12 protein-coding genes are annotated in these 17,228 nt (G+C 58.0%); 2 read left to right on the top strand and 10 right to left on the bottom strand.

Features of this window, described 5'->3' with window-relative positions; genetic code table 11:
- The first annotated feature begins 1 nt into the window (after window position 1).
- Together R4P64_RS33025 and R4P64_RS33020 are read left to right on the top strand one after the other, a co-directional pair.
- The gene (locus tag R4P64_RS33025) at window positions 2-1,192 is read left to right on the top strand and encodes an acetyl-CoA C-acyltransferase (RefSeq protein ID WP_317824383.1); all 1,191 of its coding nucleotides are present in this window, start codon (window positions 2-4) and stop codon (window positions 1,190-1,192) included.
- A 366-nt stretch (window positions 1,193-1,558) separates the two neighbouring features.
- On the top strand, window positions 1,559-1,975 hold the full coding sequence (locus tag R4P64_RS33020) for an ATP-binding cassette domain-containing protein (protein ID WP_317824381.1): 417 nt from the start codon (window positions 1,559-1,561) through the stop codon (window positions 1,973-1,975).
- Window positions 1,976-2,446: 471 nt separating this feature from the next.
- Here R4P64_RS33020 and R4P64_RS33015 read toward each other — a convergent pair whose 3' ends face one another.
- From R4P64_RS33015 to R4P64_RS32970, 10 genes are all read right to left on the bottom strand, one after another.
- Window positions 2,447-3,244 (bottom strand): hypothetical protein, encoded by a 798-nt coding sequence (locus R4P64_RS33015; protein WP_317824379.1) that lies wholly within the window; start codon window positions 3,242-3,244, stop codon window positions 2,447-2,449.
- The gene (locus tag R4P64_RS33010) at window positions 3,244-5,082 is read right to left on the bottom strand and encodes a hypothetical protein (RefSeq protein ID WP_317824377.1); all 1,839 of its coding nucleotides are present in this window, start codon (window positions 5,080-5,082) and stop codon (window positions 3,244-3,246) included. Before R4P64_RS33010 ends, R4P64_RS33015 begins: the two co-directional genes overlap by 1 nt.
- A gap of 28 nt (window positions 5,083-5,110) precedes the next feature.
- Window positions 5,111-5,410: a type II toxin-antitoxin system PemK/MazF family toxin gene (locus R4P64_RS33005; protein WP_317824375.1), complete on the bottom strand. Its 300-nt coding sequence runs from the start codon at window positions 5,408-5,410 to the stop codon at window positions 5,111-5,113.
- Entirely contained in the window at window positions 5,410-5,778 is a 369-nt protein-coding gene (locus tag R4P64_RS34200; RefSeq protein ID WP_411742755.1) for a hypothetical protein, read from the bottom strand. Before R4P64_RS34200 ends, R4P64_RS33005 begins: the two co-directional genes overlap by 1 nt.
- Before the next feature lie 66 nt (window positions 5,779-5,844).
- Entirely contained in the window at window positions 5,845-6,489 is a 645-nt protein-coding gene (locus R4P64_RS32995) for a TetR/AcrR family transcriptional regulator (RefSeq protein WP_317824373.1), read from the bottom strand.
- A gap of 413 nt (window positions 6,490-6,902) precedes the next feature.
- Window positions 6,903-7,241, bottom strand: a complete 339-nt coding sequence (locus tag R4P64_RS32990) for a hypothetical protein (RefSeq protein WP_317824371.1) — start codon at window positions 7,239-7,241, stop codon at window positions 6,903-6,905.
- Window positions 7,238-8,020, bottom strand: a complete 783-nt coding sequence (locus tag R4P64_RS32985) for a ParA family protein (protein ID WP_317824414.1) — start codon at window positions 8,018-8,020, stop codon at window positions 7,238-7,240. The genes R4P64_RS32990 and R4P64_RS32985 overlap by 4 nt, the downstream gene beginning before the upstream one ends.
- Before the next feature lie 3,734 nt (window positions 8,021-11,754).
- The gene (locus R4P64_RS32980; protein WP_033236862.1) at window positions 11,755-12,012 is read right to left on the bottom strand and encodes a hypothetical protein; all 258 of its coding nucleotides are present in this window, start codon (window positions 12,010-12,012) and stop codon (window positions 11,755-11,757) included.
- A gap of 742 nt (window positions 12,013-12,754) precedes the next feature.
- Window positions 12,755-13,216 (bottom strand): hypothetical protein, encoded by a 462-nt coding sequence (locus tag R4P64_RS32975; RefSeq protein WP_317824367.1) that lies wholly within the window; start codon window positions 13,214-13,216, stop codon window positions 12,755-12,757.
- A gap of 1,064 nt (window positions 13,217-14,280) precedes the next feature.
- Window positions 14,281-14,421 (bottom strand): hypothetical protein, encoded by a 141-nt coding sequence (locus R4P64_RS32970; RefSeq protein WP_317824365.1) that lies wholly within the window; start codon window positions 14,419-14,421, stop codon window positions 14,281-14,283.
- Window positions 14,422-17,228: the final 2,807 nt, after the last annotated feature.

The raw sequence follows: 17,228 nt of genomic DNA, 5'->3' as shown, positions 1-17,228 counted from the left end.
TATGTCTGGAAACGTCATTGTGAACGGAGCTCGCACTCCGATCGGAAAGCTCTCCGGTGCACTCAAATCCCTTTCCGCAGTTGATCTTGGAGCGCACGCGATTTCGGCCGCGCTCACCGCGTCGGGCGTGCGTCCTGATCAGGTTGACCAGATCATCTTCGGTAACGTTGTTCAGGCGGGCGTGGGTCCTAATCCCGCTCGGCGGGCCGCAACTGCTGCTGGCATACCCCTGTCAGCGCCTGCGCTGACCCTCAATAACCTGTGCCTCTCAGGACTCGAGTCGATCCGCCACGCGGATCGACTGCTGACAGCTGGCGAGGCGGACGTCGTGGTGGCAGGCGGAATGGAGTCGATGACGAATGCACCCCATCTCGTCACGGGTGCACGAGGCGGGTTGAGATACGGACCTAGCACTCTCGATGATGCCCTCGACCGTGATGCCCTTGTATGCGCATTCGATGGGATCTCAATGGGAGCGGCAACGGAGCGGTATCAAAAGGCTGAGCCGCTCACGCGCGAAGAACTCGACTCCTTCAGCGCTCGTTCGCACCAACTTGCAGGCGCCGCCACCGCGAGCGGTGCGTTCAATGCCGAAATCGCGCCTATTTCGATCGTCTCGCGCCGTCAGACGATCGTCATCGACACCGATGAGGGAATTCGTCCAGATACCACTACAGAGTCCCTCGGATCACTGCGCCCAGCGTTCTCACCAGAGGGTCTGATCACGGCTGGGTCTTCGTCGCAGTTGTCGGACGGAGCCTGCGCACTTGTGGTGATGCGCCGAGATACCTGTGAGGCACTCGGGTTGAGCTGGCTTGCGGAGATCCGCAGCCACGCGTTTGTAGCGGGACCGGATACTTCGCTCCTCCATCAACCGGCTGCGGCGATCACCGCAGCATTGCAGCGAGATGGACAGCCCAGTGCCGATGAACTGGACTTCGTAGAGATCAATGAGGCCTTTGCGGGTGTGGCGCTTGCGTCGATAAACGACCTTGGACTCGATTCGAAGAAGGTGAACGTCCACGGTGGAGCGATTGCGCTCGGCCATCCCGTCGGTATGTCCGGGGCCCGTTTGGCGTTGACGCTTGCGCTCACGCTGCAGCGTCGCGGTGGCTCGCTGGGTGCAGCCGCCCTCTGTGGTGGGGGCGGACAAGGCAACGCGATTATTCTCGAAGCGAACAGCCAGTTGTAGGCATCTGAGGACAGCAATACCCAAACCTAAGTAGTCGGCGATGAGTTGATAGACGCATCTGCTCTCCCACCCGTACCCGTTGTCGCCGGCGGCGGTGGCGGTGTCGACGAGTGCGCTGCATCGTCTTCGCGACCAACCCCTCCTGGTGAGCGCTTCTCGTAGCGTTCTTCAGGAGGGATTGGTGTTCGGATTCTCTGTCCGCGTGAGCAATTCGGAGAGAAAATCGTCGATCGACGGGTAACTCGTCACGAAGTGGGTGTGACCGGCGACGAATGGTCGAGGTATCTGGTGATGTGAAGGTCGGGATCGTCAGTACTGGACGTACCCGCGCGAACAGGCATGAAAGCCTGCCTTGCGGTGGCCGACATGGACATCGACAACGACAACGAGGTGGATCGCGATGTCCGGGAGTTACGTGCTCTGATCGGGCACATTGATCCTCGTCACCGGGTAGATGTTCCCTTGACCACCACCCAAGTCGTTTGGTCTGGCCTGACTAATACGGCCCAACTCGTTCAATGCGAGGCCCCCGCCCTCGACCAACAACGACGCGCCGACGAACTATTGACGATGGTCGGCATCGGTGATCGCCGAAATCTACCGTGGACGACGATGTCTCAGGGTGGACGAGGCCGGGTGCTCATTGCGCGAGCGCTTATCACGCGGCCACGTATGCACTTGCTCGACGAACCGTCGACCGGACTCGACGTGGGTGCGCGCGAGCAGCTGTTGTCGCGCCTCGACGATCTACGGGCGGACATACCCGCGACCTCGCCACTTTGATGGTGACACACCACTTCGAAGAGATACCCGAAACTACCTCGCATGCACTTCTTATCCGTGGCGGTGAATCCATCGCAGCTGGACCTGTGGACCATGTACTGACCTCCTCAACGGCCAGTGAGTGCTTCGATCACCCTCTTTTATTGGAAAGGTCCCGTGGCCGATGGTCTGCCCGCTCCCAGCTTCGGAACGCCCGATCGCTCTCGATCCCCCGAGCTCTTGTCAGCTGGGCCCGACGCGATCTCAGACAGCAAGGAATGTAATCTCCTTCGGTGATCGCGAAGGATGGGAGGTTCGCGGTCCCTCCGACCGATCGAATGTTTTCATCGAGACTCGCTCAAGAGTCCTCGAGCCGACTCGTGGGCCTGTACTGGCGAACAAACAATCAGAGATGAACGGTTCCGAGAAGCAGGTCGGATCCATGTGAAATGCCGCTGAAACGCACAAAAGTACATTTGATTTGACGCCACCCTAGGTCCAGTCGATGTGGACGGACTCGATCGAATCGAAATGGAACCCGAAGGCGTCACTGTATTGATCGAAGCCTTTGTTCTCCGGATAGTCCATCGTGGCGTGCCGTTCGAGGATCGCCACGACGCGGGCATGGTCGTCGTTGGCGAGAGCAGCAGCGAGTTCTCGTGTTTCGTCGACACTGAAGGGGCTGTCCGAGTTCGCGAAATCCAAAGTGCGCACACGATAGTCGTAGCCTTCTTCGGACCCGTTGCGAACGGAGACTCCCCCGCGGACTCTGATAGTCGCCTTCTTCGGTTGCCCGTCCGGTCGCAGGACGCCGGCGCGGTCCATGATGTCTCGGGCTTTGACGTTCTTGAGTTTCTTCTTCGCGTCGGCGCGTAGTTCGTTCGTCTCTCCGGATCGATAGCGTGAGACTGCGGAACGGGAGCGCCCGATCTTCTGTGCGACAGCATCGATTCCACCGAGACGTTCGATCGCAGCCCTACGTTGGGCGCGCTCAAAGACGTCGGGGTGCGGGATCCGGCCTTGCTGTGCCCAGCGGCGCAGGGTTCGATCCGACGGCGGTGTCCGGCCGGCGTCGATGGCGGCTTGGCGTAGTCCGTCGTTGCCGATCTCGGTGCGGATTTGTCGGATGGACACTTTGCTGGTCAGTCCCGCCAGACCACCGCTTTTGACGGTTTTCGACTTTTCGATGCCACTGGTCGCAGCGGTGGAGACAGACACTTTCAGTCCATCGAGCCCGACAGTCTTCTGCGCAGGTTGCTTCGTTCGTGGCTTCGGAAGATGTAGTGCCACTAGTTGTTTCCTTCATCATCGTCGGTAAAGACAGCCTTGATCGCGAGATTGATCTCGTGTGTATCGCGGGCATCTGCGAGAGCGGAGACCAGATCGTCGGTGAGAGCGGCGCGTTTTTCGAGCGTCATCTTGCCCAAAGCATCACTCTCGTCGGCTATATCGATGCCTTCGGGCAGTGGGTAGACCCAGGAGTCGGTGACGGTACGTAGTGGCCACCGGCCGGTTTCACGGGCGATGCGCATCGCAACGCGGCGGCCCCGCCAGCGGCAGTGCGCGATGATCGCCGCACGCCACAACGGCTGGTGGTGATGCTGCATCTGTTTCGCAGTCCACATGTCCGGGTTGACCATTCGTCCGATATACCCTTTGTAGCAAGAGCCGAGGAACCGTTTCATGGCGGCATCGTCGGTATCGACAGCTACTTTGCGGGCTTCGCGCAAAATCTTGGCCCACTTGTCCAGGGCCCGTCCTTGTTCCGGATATACCCAGGCTTCGGTGATGTCGAGTTCGTCGAGTTCGGCGCCGATACCGCCGTCGGCGACAGGGGCACAGAATGCATCGAGGCTGACAGTCGTGACCCACGTTTGCACCGGTTGATCGGCAAGCATATGGGGGTGCGGTAATGGCATTTTGTCCGGGAGGGCGAGCATGTTCCCCGCTGGCAGGGTGACGTGCCAGAGCCCGAACGGAGTTTTCGCTTCCTCCGCGGCAGCGCGAGCGGCCTCGGCGCGAAGATGGCGCGGTTTCCCGTAACCGAATTCGAGCATTCCCGCGGAAGCAAGGTACGCAGCACGTTGGTCGATCGACACGAGCACAGCAGCGCCGTCGAGTTCTTCCGGATCGGGAACGCGCGTCCACCCCACAGCGGGCTCGAGATCACCACGATGTTCACCATCAAGGGGTGGCACCGGCCCCGCCGCAGTGACGACGATCCCCTTCCCGCTGCGGGTTCGTTCCCGTTTGATCTTGTCGACGACAGCTGCTCCGGTGCGAGCGGGCGTGGGGCCGGGAAGAACACCGAGATGCTGTGCGCACCAAGCGAGTCGGCGCCCAAGCTCGCGGGCTGCAGGCAGGTCATCGTCAGGGAGATACGTTCCAGCGGTGGGTGATCCGAGGATTCCCATGTCCCCTACTCGGTTTCCCCACCCGAAATCCTTGTTCCAGTACGTCCACACATACGGCTCGATGACGATATCGACCATCGACGTGAATTTCCCTGTCGTACGAGAAAGATGAACGACGTGGCCGGGATCTCCGCGCAGTTCCCACCCGGCGGTCAGCATCGGATTCAACGTGGCCTGCAGAACGCCGGTCAATTCGGCTGCAGCGCGCGTGCGGAGAACTTCCATATCTTCGACGTCGTCTTCGCTGCCGGGGTCGATGGCCCAGCCGAGCATCTCACAAGCGTCGATTCCGACGACCCATATTTGAGCTGGAGCGCCGAGAGGTGTCAGCGTCGCCCAGCGAATCAGTTTGTCGAGCTTTTCGACCGAGTCCACCGGTCCGGTGAGGACCTGCCCGGAAGGTGTGTACGTCCCCGCTGCCGTCACGATGACGGCATGTCCGTCAGCACTCTCACCTGCCGGCGGCAGTGAAATGGGTAGAGGCTCAGCTGGTGTGGTTTCTGAGATGTCAAGTTCCGCGTCATCAACCATGGCAGCGTTGGTTGTGGGTTCGACTGTCGCGTCGGCTAGTTCGGCGTTTTGTTCGGCCGACTCGCCCTCGACAACATCGAACAGCGAGGGCTGCAACGCTTCGTGAGCCTGCACGTCCGCGGGAGCGGGCTCGGGCACTTCAACGTCGAACAGAGCGAACTGCTCGCCCTTCTTCAGTGCCATGTTTCACCCCGTGCCGTCGTCATGGTTGTCATTCGAGATCGAACGCGCCGCGAATCGCGCGGGTAAGCGATTCCTCTTGCGCTGGAAAGAAATACCCGATTCCCGGACCGAGCGCACTCACAGGGATAGTCGTGATGCTGTCGCAACTGATCACCGAATCCCCGTCGAGGCCGTTCATACGTCCGACAGCCACCTCGGTGGACAACCCGCGGATGGTGGTGGTGATCGGTGCAACGGTCACCCGGTTCAGATGCGGGCGCACCAGTTCCCGTGTCAGGACGAGCACGGGACGAACCTTGTCGAGTTTCGCTTCATGAATCGGCCGCATCAGGCCGAATCCCTTGATAAATTATCGACATGCGTTGCGAGAGAATCCATATCCTCCTCGCTCGACACCTTGGCTAGAATCTCCGCATCCCGCGCTGCAATCTGTCTGCGACGTTCCCGCTCGAGCGCCCTGAGAACCAATGCTGCACGTGAAGATGCGCGATGGCCATTCACTTCGCCGTCGAGGTACGCCACCATCTCGTCGGGTAGCCGGATGGAAATCTGTGACATCCCGAAATGGTACCGCAGTGGGATCCGAATTGAATCCCAGTCCGTTGACGTGCCCGACCGGACGGCAACCAAGCCGCCAGTGTCGGCAGGGAACCAACCAAAACCCTGACCGCCCAGCGAGAACGTACCAATGCCCATGCACCGATAATCCGCTGCGGTAAACAGCCTCACGTTATAATTACAGCGGCTTCGTCCACGAAACTGTCAGCTTGATTTCGCGGCCATACATGCAGCCAGGTGCACAGTGACCAGGCTGTGCATGCGAGCGGTGAAATCGCCGGTATCACCGAGAACCCGGATGATGTTCACGGTCCCGATGAACCCCGCGCACAGGTTCCACGAAAGCTGTCGCGTCGTGGAATTGTCGGGCACCTGTCCTGATGCGATTGCTGCATCGACGAGACTGCTTGTGATATCCATCCACTGAGTAAACGTCTCTCGCGCCCCGTCGATCCCGGATTCGGTAGTGAGTCGAAGTCCCGCACGGGCAAGCGAACTGACCGCGATGCTCGCTGCAAGGTCCCCAAAAAATGAACTGATCTGGGCGACGGAAGGCGACTGCGAGTCGTGTGCGGCGGCGGACGCGTGCTTGAGCGCCGCCGACCAGTGAGCGACGAGTTCCCGTGCTATTGCTTCCTTCGAATCGAAATGGAAGTACACAGCGCCTTTGGTCGTCCCAGAGGCGGCCAGTAAATCGGCGAGTGACGTTGCGGCGTAACCGTTGTAAGCAAATGCTTTGGCAGCGGCTTCGAGGATGTTCGCTTTTGTGATCGTTGCGCGCTGCTGACGTGGCCGACGCGTACGCACGGGATCGGCAACCGGTCGCAGGTCGTTGATTGGCTCAGTCATGTCGGATTCCTGTCGGTTGCAATCGTCACAGTGAAGCCCATTCTCGGACAACAATGCACTGATCGGGTTCTGTGGATTGATCCCGTTGCTGCACGAGCAATGTGACAGCGTCTATCCCGGCCATCAGTTCAGGGCGAAAGAGGCAATTCGACGTCTCTTCCCTGTGTGCTGCGATTCCACATCCACACAATTTTCGCGATGCCGATGCCGATGCCGGAGAGTGCATGTGAACTCACCGGCCCAGCAGTGGCGGGAATGACTTGGTGCACATGGCCTACGAGGTTCGCGCGTCAAGCGTTGCACGTCACTGCACAGTCTCCCGGCTAGTTCTATGCGCGATCCCCGGCACGGGAGATCGATCAAATGATGCATGCACTGCATGCACGCCGTGCATGCGTCACCAGAGTGGCGGCTTACAGACCCCTGGCGTTCAAATATTCATCCAAGGCAGCTTCCGTCATCGACGCTTCGCTAATCTCACGATCGCCCGTCTCGTATCGCAACTTGTCGACACCACGGCGGAGGCGGTCCTTGGTGGAGGGTTTAATCCGGGTGTTGTGCGTCATCGACAGCTTCTCCCCCTCCTTGCGGCCACTAGCGCCCGCAGGCTGAACCGCGGCTGGCGCAACAGGTACAGACGCAACGGAAGGTTGCGTCGTTGACACAGCTGCCGATTCGCCCCTCGGCGGCCGTTCCGGGATCAGTTCCGCAGGATGAGTCTTACGGATCGCCGGTTCACGCTTGACACTCATGCCGTCGCCCCCATCTCGACAGGCAGCTCAGCGAGGAGATCCGTATACGCAAGCTTAAGCGCCAACGCCTTACCTCCCTTGAACTGATGGATAGGTGTGTGATTGGAATGCGCATCTTGTCGGGCAGCGAGTTCTGGAATGACAGTCTTCGCCACTAGATCACCGTAAGTTTCACGAAGTTCGTTCTCGCGAAAATCATGCTCCCCCGTCGCGCGTCTACGACTGATGACAATCTTGTCGAACGCAAGCTTTGGGTTAGCGCGTTTACGGACGGTGTCGATGGTCTGCTCAAGCTTCTGAACACCACGAACGCTGTCAATGGTGGGTTCGGTAATAGCTACAACACCGTCTGCCGCAATCAGGACCGCAAACAAGACCTTGCCCATATTGGGCGGGCAGTCGAAGAGCACAGCGTCATAAGGCGAAAGGTCCAGCCCTTCAAATGCCACATCAAGACGAAACACGAGATCGTTGGATCCGTCCGACTCAATTTTCCCGAGCTCCTCGTCAGCCGGAATCAGGTCAACCCCGTCCCACGGTGTAGCAACGATTGCCTCGGCCGCAATACCTTCCCTGGTTTGGTTCATAAGGTGGTAAGCCGTCAGCATTCCATCTTCGAGTTCGACACCCAATCCGCTGGTGGTGTTTCCCTGTTGGTCCATGTCAACGACAAGCACTTTACCGCCGACCGCCGTTATAGCGCTGGCCAATCCGAGCGTTGACGCCGTCTTGCCGACGCCACCCTTCTGGTTGCCCAGTGCAATTTTGCGTGGCTGCATTGCGGACCTTTCGTCGAATTCGTTCACGCGTGCATTGCGCGCGTTACGTGCACCTAGCACAGTGCGTGCAAGTTACGCGTTGCATACATTGCACGTCATGCTTGCGTTATATACAAGGCTTGCACGAAAAGCTATGAATGCACGATTTGCATGCACAACATAACACGCATGCGTTGCACTTTGTGTACGCATCGCAACGCGTGCGTGTCACGCTCACATTGAAAGCGACGCATGAGTAGCACTACGTGCTTGGCCTGCGTGGAGCGCGAGCTATGCACCTTACACGTGCGACGCATTGCACGCCCTGCGTGCAATCAGTGCACACGACGCATTGCACGCACGTCTTACATTCTTTGTCACGTCGACTGCACGCATCGCGTGCACAGCACGCAAACAGCTAACGGACATATGCAGTGCGTGCAATGCACGCACTGCACGCACTGCATATGCACAGGTAGAGATATTTCCAGTTCTATAAGATCCGATCTACACCCAAGATCCGACACATCATTTCTCCCACACCGCACTTCCGGACGAGCATGGCAGCAGGCGAAAGCACCTCCATTTGTCGAACGCAGCCCATTCATACAGGCAATGCACGCAGCACACGCAATGCATGCACCAGATGCGAACAGTGGGACTCGCGGCGCCTCCAAGGCGACATCACCGGCCTCTTTGACTTACACAGCAAAGGATCAACCAGTTCGAACTGCGGAATGAATCTATAAACAGATCGCTCGACCGGTCGATTGCCCGATTCGATTGAACGAGAAGTCCTGGAGAACACAGATTTTCGAGTCCATCGACCGGTTCGAGCAGGCTGATCCTCGGCGGATCGATACAACGCCGACATGCACAACAAACGCCCCGAACGCCGGAACCAGTAGGAACGGGGGAGTCAAGTGTGGCGGGATTCTTATTGCGCGAGCGAATCACCACAGCCGCGATGGCTAAAGATGTCGGAATACGTGTTGATCGGCTAATTGGAACAATACATACGTATTGACACCGACTTCTACACAGTCCTTGCACCCCCACTCGAAACGTCACAGTGACATATCTAGCGTACCCAACGGAGCACGAAAATCTCATCTCTAACGGCCTCCGCGGAGGATCGCGGATCCACACAGTCTCAGCGGAAAACTGCTATCAGAATCTGGAAGTCTCCGCCGCGGAGTGCGTCCCTCCAACAGTGGCGCCGAGGGGAGTAGACGCGGGCCTCACTTCGATCACCGTTCGAGCACGCAAAAGAACGACATCTTGAGGCTCGCCACACACCAGGCGCAGTGCTTTACGCATGCAACGCTTCGCGTCCGCGCGTTATACGTAAATGCCACGACCACGTTAACGACGCAAGTACCCCCACAGGATCGAAGATAGGAAGACTACATCCAAGCTGCGTGCAATCGCCTAACCCGAACATCAAAAGACAAGGAACGCCCTTCTGACCTCCGTCAATACGCCGGACCCGAAGACCGGAACCCACGGAGTCGATCACGACTGACGAATCGACATCACGAGCGCACGGCATACAAACCTCCCGCTCCGTGTTCTCTCGCAATCACAAAACTTGTGATGTGGAAGCGTAGCCACTGAGCCACCGAACTGGAAACACCTCGCGCCGTTTAGCACAAGAACCGGCACCGAAAGCCACCCAAACTGGCAGATTTTGGCAGCTCAGCGCTAATTTCTTCCTGCTCCACGAATTCAGCTTTACGCTGTCCCTGCGCGAGTACACGACGCAGTGGACGAACTTTCACCGTAGTCGCAGCTTTGCGCTCAAATTCGCACGAATATCCGTTAACGCCTGCGCCCGATGTTCAGGACTTGCGGCACTTCGAGTACGTCGCTGCTGTGTTCGTTCGAACTGTTCTTGCTCCTTTCGTCTCGCCAGATCTGCAGCTTTACGCTGTTCACTGGGTGATTCTCGGGCCCAATCGATCCCGCTGATCCTGTATTTGAGATATGCCAAGGGAGAAGTGAGGCTGGCCGCTGTGGGCCAGATCCAACCTCGTTCCTTGGTATCGCTGGAAAGCGTTCGAGCGATATCGCGACCTGTCCAACGAGTGTGATCGATTCCTGCACGACTCAACACATCGCAAACCGCGCCAATATGGCCAGGCGGTGCGAGAGCGGGCGCATGCTTGACGAGTTCAGCCGCTGCTCGCTGAAGTTGGAGCGGCCGAGGATAACCGTAGCCGCCGCTGGGTTTTTTGCTTTGCGATTGTGTTCGCGCACTTGCACTTTGGTGAGTTCTTCCTAACGGAAGAACTTCACAAGATAAAAGACCACCTCTAGATAGGGTGTCAGCGACAGTCGTCGCTGACGGAACCTGGGACGGCGGATACTCGGCGGCAAAACGGCAGCGCGGGGAATTGCGGTTCCGATGTCTGGAGGTCCGTTCAGCCGCCCGGGAGGGGCGATTCTTCAGTGATTTGGTTGGCGGTGTCGACTCTACGATTGATCGGGGGGACGACAAGGCCCATGTTGACGCCGCGCGGCGCTGTTGACCTCCGTGGTGCGCTTCTGCTGCAAGAAATTCGATGGTTCTCAGCTTTCGACCCCGGACGTGCTCAACACCCATCCCTAGGTCGATAAGGACGCGACGTGCTCGATTGACAGCAGATTCGCTGACTTTGGCGCGCGCCGCGATCGTTGATTTCGATGCCGTCACTCCGCGTCCTGTCCGGGACTCTGCGAAATGAGCGTGTGCCTCGGCAACTACATACGCCTTGTCGGGCTTGATCAGCCTGCGCGCACACAAAGCCTTACCCGCAGAAGAATTGGTGTGATACCGAAATTGACGGAGCCATTCACTGCGCGATGTCCACACAGGGACCCGGGCTTGTTCGGTTGGTTCCACAGGTAACGCCCAGGAGAATCCGCGCTGTTCAGAGGCCTTGTTCAGTTGCTGTGTCGTCTCTTCAATTTGGGCGACACGTGCGACTACCGCGTTGACAGCGGCCTCCCATTCGTCGACGACGGCCGACGAAGCCGCCGGGACGTCAGGAACACGGAGGTTGCTGCGCGACACGCCCAAAACGAGTGATAGAGAATTTGCTGATCCGTATTCAGGGTATGAGCTACCCTGAGACATACCTGCCATAGGTAGTCCCTTTCCGGGGATGCAGTTCGAGCCGAGAAAGCGTCAACTTTCGAAGCTCACCTCTCGAGAACGTTTCGAGAACAGATGACCGAGAACCTGCCAGTTCTCAGTCCGTCAAGGACCTGCCAGTCCTTATTCGCCGCGATGCGGTCCGCTCCAGATCACCCCCTTCGGGGGGCCTGTGTGTTTCGAGAGGTCTGCGCTGTGTAGTTGGATATCGAGATCCCTCGTCGGCCACTAGCTACAGGCAGCCCCCGTTCACGCGAGTCCACGAAACACATGTTCGCGGACCAGCAGAATGTCGGAACAAGGATCGGATCCGCCGGCAGCAGGAAGGTGCCTTCATGGGCACGGCGCTGACCTGGGCAGACACAGAAATTCGCTGATCCACGCAGTGTGATGCGGAAATCATCCAGACCAAATTGTGATGTGGGTGTGCTGAAAAAGACACCGCTGAGACGCCTATGTGTATGGCGGAATTATGTTTCTGCGATATCATCGAATAAGCACCGCCTCTTCCTTAACCGGGTTAGTGGTGGTCAGGGAACTGGGAAGCTCCCACAACCGCATAAACGGACAGCCCCCGATGCCGCCAAGCCCTGGGGGTTGTTCGCTGTCTAGGGGTAGTTCATGCGCCGATCGCAAGCTGCTCGATGCGTTGCAACGAACCCGCAGCTTCGACTTCGAGCAAACGAAGCTGATCCGGGCGCAGCTTGTCGCTGATGTAGTCCGGTATGTCCAGTCCGTGTGTGATGGCCAAGATGAGCACGGAATAGTCCCCAGCAGGGATCCCGAGTTCGGCGGCCCGATCCTCGTACACCTTGTGCTGCTTGAGGGGAGCACGAGTCGCGATGTGTCCGCGAGGTCCCTTATTGTGCTGTGCCATGAGGAAAGACTAGAACCAATCTGTAACTGATACGGGTAGGCGCGCCCATTCGGTGTGTCGCATGTTTCGGAAGGCGCACGGGGTTCACCGATTTCTAGGCTCATTCCAAAACACTGCCGAGCGAAATCGAAGGCTTCTGACCGTAACTGGGTAAAACCCTCGGCAGGTTTGCCACCTGCGAAACACCTTGACCCGATCAGACCCAATGGGTTGACACGGCCAGGCTAAGGGCTACGGCACGCACGTAAAGCGCACTCAGCTAGGGCAATTCCGGCGACCGGAGGCCGGCACTCCCTGGAATCTCACTCATTTCGCGCGTGTCGTGATGACGGCTCTCCGACTGCGCGCTGTCGCCAGGCATTGCGAGTCCGGTGACGGCCTTGCGGAGGCGAAGGTCGAGGGCATCAAACATGACGTTCAGTTCCGCGGACGCGGAGACGTGAGATGGCAGCGAAGATCAGAGGTGCAACTTCCGCACATTACGCATATGCCGGGCCGCTGCGCACGGTCGGTAGAAACATGAGCCTTTTATGAAACTGACTGTGCTGCAGAATTTCTCGCTACTTTTGCGCGTCGCATTCGCTGCGCGAACTGCTCACGTGCATGACCGTGCAACGATCGTTTCGACACCCTTCGTCAGGAACAGATTGCCGTCGAACATCACAACGCCATTTCCTGCCGGCCAAAGCCGAGACGGACAGCTGCTTGGTGGAGACTACGAACTTGCAGGCGATCTCTGCCGTCAATGCGGCAGGGGCATAGTGCGAGCCAACCGTCCGGCAAGGCGACGAGGATGAAGCCCGGCGGACCAGAGAAACGGCAACCCGGCAGGTATTGGTGAGGCACCCGGGAACAACGTAACGGTCGACGTGCAGGACATCAATCGAGGTGAGACCACCCCCGTCGGTTCGAATCCAGCAGGCCGCATGGCTGTTTTGGTATCCGTATGCGTTGTCAGCGAATCGAATTCGACTTCACCGATAACGGCATCCGCCAATTGATGTTCGAATCGTACCTGGGCTTCCGGATCGAGATGGAGTTGCATGTGGTGTCCACAGTCCATGATGTCGGCAACGTCCAGACGGTAGATCGTCGTGTATCTCCGGCCTGCTCGCCAGGGCCATGAGAGCTGGCGGGGCAGCCGCAGTACGGCCGATACCACACTCTCTGGGTCGTCGTAGTCGCGGAAAGCAGTTGCAACCAAGCACTTCGCCAAGGGCCTTAATGGCGGCGGTGGGCGTTCTCATGGCACGCTGCGCCTATGACGAAGTACCCGGCGACTCTGTCGCGAACCAAAGCGCCGAGCACGGGAATGTCGACCTCACTGTTGAATGTCAGCCACCGAGTTCAAGACCGCTTACTTGCCCTGCTGAGTCAGCGAAGCGAGAACACCTGAGACAGGCCACATCCCACCTCTTCCTGTCCAAGACAGCGTCATCGCGCGTACTCCACTATCTCGTGGAGTACGCTTCGGACTACAAACTCTGTCGAAGATCCTGCTACCAGACTACCGGGGCGATGTTGTACAGCCCGGGCGCCAAGACGCAGACGACGTGTAAACGACAATCGAGATGCCGCATGTCGTGCGATCGAGGGAAAGGGTCCGATGACGGCGGGCAATCAGGAGGTCGAGCAACCCATCAGATCGCACCTTGACGTCGGAAATGACTGATATCAAACATCTTTCGGTTTACCAAGGATGTGACTGTCAGCCGCTCGAGCCATCGAGGGTCAAGGTAGAGCTGAGCAACGGTCGGCAGATCGACGATGTCTTCCACCGCGGATCAAATTCTTCACGGTATGGCATATCGATCCGCAGAGGCTTGTACAGGTGCGCCGGTACGGTCCATCCGCGACGCCTTGCCCCGTAGATCCGTCGGGATTCGGCGATCTACCGTGACCGTAAGAACTGCGTGCGTCTCGAACAGCGCTTTCGGCGCTGTCGCTTCCAGCCGACAAAGCCGTGCCCGGGGTCACCAATCCGCTTCAGTCGTCCCGGATCCAGACTGCGGCAACATGAATGTCGGATGGCGACGGCAGGAGTAGTGCCCTGACCGTGCGTGTCTTACGCTCCCTATCTCCGTTCGAACGGTGCTGGTGGCCTGTCCGAGTCGAAGAGTTCGAATGATGACTGTGTGCGATCCCGACACCATAGTGCGGTGGCATTACGCTCGGGAAGTCTCAGTGGAGCGGACGTTTCAGCTTCGGCTCGCGAGCCCCCTGGGCCAATTTCGCGTAGTGCAGCGATGTGATCGGTGGTTCGTCGCATCAGGTCCCGTCGTACTCCGGACGGGTCAGGATGGCCGGCACGTATGTCGACATCCGGTCCTCCATGGCGTGACCGAGGACCCCGCGAACGTCGAGGTTGGACGTGAAGCGTGCGAAGGGAGATTCGGGACGTCGGTACAAATCCTCGTTGTAAGCGCGAGATTCGAAGGACCGACGACCCGTGGACCCGACAGTTGAAGTGTTGCAGCACTGCTGAGGAGCAAATCTTCTGGTACGACGTTGCCGCAGGATCTTCCGACTGCCTCATCTGCCGCGGCCTCGCGGGCGGCGGCGTCGCATATCGACGCCCCAAATCCGTAAAGCTCGGCACGAAACAACATCACCGAAACGACGCACGTCGGCCACTCGTGCAGCTCATCCCACTGACCCTCGGCGTGTCCGGTCGAATGTGCCGTTCAAGGAATCTCGCCATCGACCGGGTGCCGTTGGTTACTGCATACAGATTGCCCGCCATCGACACGGTGCGCCCGGGGGGAGGCGGATCGAGCGCAGCAGGAACGGTGGTTGCTGAAACGGTCGAGCACCAGATTCGTCGACAGCCCATGGGCGTCGACGTTCAGCACTACGCCGGTGCACACGATTATCGACTTCGTGCCGAAACTCGGTCTCACCATCGTTGAATGAAAAACTGAGCAATCACAGGATGCTGCAGCGCCCGCGGGTGCGGGTAATCAGTCTTTCGTTACAAATGGTGACTGCTCAGAGAGTTTGTCATTCAAAAGGCGCGAGCACGGTAATCGGAGACATTCTTACCCCATTTTGATGTGTTAAAACACACCACGCGTCGTTCCACCAATGGGGCGGGTATTTGTGATGGGATATGGGGTGAATTGTATTCAGGAAGAGCGAGGAGACCTAAGTTACTGGACAGTAATAAGCAAATAATTACATATCACAAATCCAAAATCGGTAAACCCCCACGAGGGGGTTATTCGCCGATCAATTTTGGATCTTAAACAGAAAAAGACTGATTGGCTTTTTCTGTCTAATTTTCTTTTTGATGAAGCCGAAGTTGGCCCTTCTGCCTCATCTGTTGCTTTCCCCGAAGGGACTCACCGTGGTAGGTACGTCTCAGGGTAGCCCATGCCCTGAATCAGTTTCAAGCTATCTTCAACAAAAAAACAGCTATTCCCCGCAAATTCGAGTGATATCGGCAACAAACGCCCCCGTACAAGGCATATCCAACCCTGATTTTGCCGATTCGATCGCCCGCGCGGAAGAACGCGTCAACCAAATCACCACACTTAACACGGACAGCGAACAACGCGGACAATCCTGGTGCTTACCCGTAGATCACACAGAACAAGCGCGAACCCCCATATGGACGGGTAGAGCCAAATGGCAACGCCAAGTTCGAGAGCTTCTGAATACTCCCACCGGCGCAGAAGCCTGCCGCCAACATCAAGTCGACCCACAACGCGTCTTCGCAGTCGCAGTCACCATGGCAGGATTCGCCGAACAGCGAACAGGCCGACGCGTCGCCGCATCACGAACCGCGCTCGCCGAACGAACCGGAACCTCCGTCTCTGTAGTGCAACGCGCCCGACGAGTTCTATCCGCGCTCCACGTCGCTAAAGAAATGGCCCGAGGACGCTTCCTACGTACCATCGAATGCTGGGCCGCCGAAGCACACCACGGCGGCCATCAAACCCGCGCAGCGAGCGTCTGGGCACTCATCTCACCCCAATCGGTACTTCGACGTCTCATTTCACCAAACGCCCCAATTGAACCCTCATCACAAACAACCCCACAGGCCCCAGAATGCGACCACACTCCAACTAGAACTTATCCACAAACAAACATCCCTGACCCCCTATCTGTTGTACTTGCTTTTAGTTCTTCTTCTTCCGTAAGGAAGAACTACACAAACGCGCGCACGCGCATAGGCCACCAGAAGAAATTTAAAACCCGCAAGCCCAAACCCCTCAACCTTCAGCGAGCAGCAGCCGAACTAATTCGATACGCACCCGCGCTGATGCCCCCCGGGCACATCGGAGTGATTAGCGACGCCCTCATCCGCCACTCGATTGACACCAACCGCTGGTCGGGTCGAGATATCGCCCGGACCCTCACCGAGGACACCAAATTGCGAGGCTGGATATGGCCCAACACCTCTGACCTGAAAGATCCGGTCCGATTCCTGCACTGGCGCCTAGCCCGCATCAACTGGTCTGTCCCCTCCCCAACCGAACTCGCTGTCGCTGCCAAGAACCAACGCGACGAAGATCGACGGACTGCGGCAAACGAGACCGCAGCTCGGAATCAACGTGTTGCTTCTCCGTCCGTTCGAGCGGCTGCCCTAGCGCTTATCCGAGCGACAGTCGCGGGAAAGTCGCGGGCACAATGATTCCTCCGACAGCTGCTGCTTCTGCCAGTGTCATCGTCATGAAACCTATTCTTACAGAATGGAATCCAATTAAACTTCCGACTCGCGAATTACGAAGACGCGCAATCATGTTGATAACAGCCAGGATTCAACTATTTGTGAGTCCAGTCCCAAATCGGAGACGACTATATTCTTGACTGTTGTTGTCTCATAGGGGAATTGGTCTGAGAAGATTTTCTTGGATCGGTTAGTTCTACCGCTACCTTAAGCGTATTTTCGGCCTCAAGTAAGCATCATGGCATTCCGCCGCAGACGTCCTTGAGTGACCCGACAGAACTCACACCAGCGAAATGCCGGATATGGAGGGGTACCTTGTGTAGTTGTCAGAGGTGCCCTAGTGGAATGAACTGGAGGTGAAACTCTGGCCGCGCAGACAGGCCATGCGGATCCATTTTCGTGGATTGCCGGAGTTGACGCGCCAGAGTTGTCCACATCCGTGGTTTACCGCGGTAAACCACGGATGTCGGCGGCCCATTCAGACCGAGCACAGCCGTTTACCGCGGTAAACCAGGGTGTCGAGCAATTCGCCGGATGCACCGGA

The organism is Rhodococcus sp. IEGM 1366 (genome assembly GCF_033142425.1).
In the GTDB taxonomy this organism is placed as follows: domain Bacteria; phylum Actinomycetota; class Actinomycetes; order Mycobacteriales; family Mycobacteriaceae; genus Rhodococcus_F; species Rhodococcus_F globerula.
The sequence above is the reverse complement of the archived record's forward strand: the minus strand, read 5'-3'. Positions and strand labels throughout refer to the sequence as shown.